General features: G+C 71.2%; 3 protein-coding genes and 1 pseudogene. All 4 read left to right on the plus strand.

Annotation, left to right across the window (positions count from 1 at the left end):
• Nucleotides 1-351, plus strand: a 351-nt coding sequence (locus AB0O00_RS32950; RefSeq protein WP_363658076.1) for a hypothetical protein, incomplete at its 5' end; no start/stop codon positions are given.
• A gap of 473 nt (nt 352-824) precedes the next feature.
• The gene (locus AB0O00_RS32955; RefSeq protein WP_363658078.1) at nt 825-1,919 is read left to right on the plus strand and encodes a substrate-binding domain-containing protein; all 1,095 of its coding nucleotides are present in this window, start codon (nt 825-827) and stop codon (nt 1,917-1,919) included.
• Nucleotides 1,920-1,992: 73 nt separating this feature from the next.
• Nucleotides 1,993-2,778: an ATP-binding cassette domain-containing protein gene (locus tag AB0O00_RS32960; protein WP_363658080.1), complete on the plus strand. Its 786-nt coding sequence runs from the start codon at nt 1,993-1,995 to the stop codon at nt 2,776-2,778.
• Nucleotides 2,775-3,475: pseudogene (locus AB0O00_RS32965) on the plus strand (sugar ABC transporter permease); the annotation flags it as partial. The gene AB0O00_RS32960 and the pseudogene AB0O00_RS32965, both read left to right, overlap by 4 nt.

Here is a 3,475-nt window from a genome sequence, read left to right on the forward strand (position 1 = left end):
CACGCCGCCGCCGCACTCGCCCTGGCGGGCGCCGCCCTGACCACCCTGAGCGCCCCCAGCGCCGGCGCCGCCGACGGCTCCTGGGCCGGCTGCCCGTCGGGCGCCGTCTGCATCTACCCGCAGAACCAGAATCCCGCCTCCGCCCCCAGCGACGTGTTCTGGAGCTACGGCGCCCACAACCTCAGCGGCCAGTACGGCAACCACTGGATCCTCAACAACCAGAGCGGCGGCGCCCACGCCCACCTGTGCCGAGGCTCGGGCGGCGCCGACTGCGTCTACGACATCGCCGCCCGGAACGGCGTCTGGTACGACCTCGGCCCGATCACGTTCGGGTTCCCGCACCGCCCGTGATCACCTCGACCGCCCCTCACACCACAACCCCCACAACCCCCACAACCCCCACACCCCCCACCGGGCCGGGGTGCCCGCTGTCAGGGGGGGACAGCGGGCACCCCCCCTTTTTTGCGTGCGCCGCCGGCACCCTGCCGACGGCCGCCCGCCCCCCGCCGCCCCGCCGCCCGCCCCCCGGCTCGCGCCGCCCGTCCCCGGCTCGCGCCGCCCTGTGACCTGGGACGTCCTGACCGTTACCTGACACTTCGTCAGATCGATCAGTTCTTGAACCCCGCCGCCGCGCCCCGCCCCCTGACCTGCCCCTTGGAGTTTCCTCCAGGTTTCGGTCACCGGTAAGCGTTCACGAAGATAACGAGTGGGGGCGGATTTCGGGCATCCTGGATTTACTTATTGACGTCATGCTCGTGGGCAGGTTTAACTCCCCCCTACTCCGCCGCTGCGCCGCGGCGACGTCCACGAGAGGCACCCCACCCATGAACGCAATGACGCGTCGCGCCCTCATCGCCACCACCGCCGTCGCGATGGCCCTGTCCATGGCCGCGTGCGGCAAGGCCGGCGGCGACAAGAAGGACTCCGCCGCCTCCGGCGACAGCACCTCCATCGGCCTGCTGCTGCCCGAGAACGCCTCCTCCACGCGCTACGAGTCCTTCGACCGCCCCTTCATCGAGGCCAAGGTCAAGTCCCTGTGCCCGGACTGCAAGGTGCTCTACAACAACGCCGAAGGCAGCGCCGCCAAGCAGAAGCAGCAGTTCGACACCCTGATAGCCCAGGGCGTGAAGGTGATCGTGCTCGACGCCTACGACGCCAAGTCCACCCAGGGCTGGGTGCAGGAGGCCGCCGCCAAGGGCGTCAAGGTCGTCGCCTACGACCGCCTGGCCACCGGCCCGGTCGCCGCCTACGTCTCCTTCGACAACGAGAAGGTCGGCGAACTCCAGGGCCAGGCCCTGCTGGACGCCGTCGGCCCGCAGGCCTCCGACGCGAACATCGTCATGATCAACGGCGACGAGGCCGACCCCAACGCCGCCCAGTTCAAGGCCGGCGCGCACAAGGTCCTGGACGCCAAGGTCAAGAAGGTCGTCTACGAGCAGTCCGGCGAGTGGAAGCCCACCGTCGCCTCCCAGAAGATCGGCGCCGCCGTCTCCCAGCTCGGCAAGGGCGGCTTCCAGGCCGTCTACTCCGCCAACGACGGCATGGCCGGCGCCATCATCACCCAGCTCCAGGGCGCCGGCATCAAGGTCCCCGTCGGCGGCCAGGACGCCGGCCTCGACGCCATCCAGCGCATCGTCACCGGCGACCAGGCCTACACCATCTACAAGGCCTACCGCCCCCTCGCCGACTCCGCCGCCGAACTGGCCGTCGACCTCCTGAAGGGCAAGGACGTCAAGTCCCTCGCCACCGCCAGCGTCGACAGCGCCACCGACAAGGCCGTGCCCGCCAAGCTCCTGGACGCCAAGGTCGTCACCAAGGCCAACATCAAGGACACCGTCGTCGCCGACGGCCTCTACAAGGTCTCCGACATCTGCACCGCCGACTACGCCGCCGCCTGCACCGCCGCCGGCCTCCAGTAACACGAGCGCCCCGCACCAGGCCCGCCAAGGCCTGCGTCCCGCCTCAAGCACCCCACCACACGAGAAGGTTCACGTGACAGGCGCACCCGTCCTCCAACTGCGCGCGGTCTCCAAGCGCTTCGGAGCCGTCCAGGCCCTCACCGACGTCGACCTCGACGTCCACGCCGGCGAGGTCCTCGCCCTCGTCGGCGACAACGGCGCCGGCAAGTCCACCCTCGTCAAGACCATCGCCGGGGTCCACCCCGTCGACGAGGGCACCATCACCTGGCGCGGCGACGCGGTGCGCCTGACCCGCCCCCAGGACGCCCAGGCCCTCGGCATCGCCACCGTCTACCAGGACCTCGCCCTGTGCGACAACCTCGACGTCGTCGCCAACCTCTTCCTCGGCCGCGAGAAGCTCCGCACCGGCCTGCTCGACGAGGTCGCCATGGAACAGCACGCCCGCGAGCTCCTGGACACCCTGTCCATCCGCATCCCCGACGTGCGCATCCCCGTCGCCGCCCTCTCCGGCGGCCAGCGCCAGGTCGTCGCCATCGCCCGCGCCCTGGTCGGCGAGCCCGCCGTCGTCATCCTCGACGAACCCACCGCCGCCCTCGGCGTCGAACAGACCGCCCAGGTCCTCGACCTCGTCGAGCGCCTGCGCGAACGGGGCCTGGGCGTCATCCTCATCAGCCACAACATGGCCGACGTGCGCGCCGTCGCCGACACCGTCGCCGTCCTGCGCCTGGGCCGCAACAACGGCGTCTTCACCGTCGCCGACACCACCCAGGAACAGATCGTCTCCGCCATCACCGGCGCCAGCGACAACGCCGTCACCCGCCGCCAGGCCCGCCGAGCCTCGCAGGAGGACGCCGCATGAGCACCCCCACCACCGACACCGGCGCCGATACCGGCGCGCCGAAGACCCCCGCCACGGACCCGCGCCTGCTGGTGCGCTCCACCGGCCTCAGCGGCTACCTCGACGAAGCCCGCCGCCGCCTCACCAGCGGCGAACTCGGCTCCACCCCCGTCGTCCTCGGCCTCATCCTCATCGCCGTCATCTTCCAGACCACCACCGGCCACTTCCTCCAGGCCGACAACCTCACCAACATCACCAAGTACATCGCCGGACCCGGCCTCATCGCGGTCGGCGTCGTCTTCGTCCTCCTCCTCGGCGAGATCGACCTCTCGCTGGGCTCCGTCGCCGGCGTCTGCGCCGCCATCGCCTCCGTCCTCGCCGTGCGCGAAGGCCTCGGCGAATGGCTCGCCGTCCTCATCGCCCTCGCCACCGCCTGCGCCATCGGCGCCCTGCACGGCTTCTTCTTCGCCCGCATCGGCGTACCCGCCTTCGTCGTCACCCTCGCCGGCATGCTCGCCTGGAGCGGCCTGCAGGACTACGTCCTCGGCGACCTCGGCACCGTCAACAACCGCCACGACGGCCTCATCGCCACCCTCGACACCCACTTCCTCGGCGACGGCGACATCGCCTACGCCTGGGCCCTGGCCATCCTCGCCCCCGCCCTCTACCTCGCCGCCCAGCTGCGCACCGCCCAGCGCCGCCGCACACTCGGCCTCAC

It is taken from the genome of Kitasatospora sp. NPDC093558 (assembly GCF_040683475.1).
Taxonomy (GTDB): Bacteria; Actinomycetota; Actinomycetes; order Streptomycetales; family Streptomycetaceae; genus Kitasatospora.

What these genes read in the sequence shown, in the direction of transcription:
- AB0O00_RS32955 (WP_363658078.1), top strand. Translation starts at nt 825, where the DNA reads ATGAACGCAATGACGCGTCGCGCCCTCATCGCCACCACCGCCGTCGCG.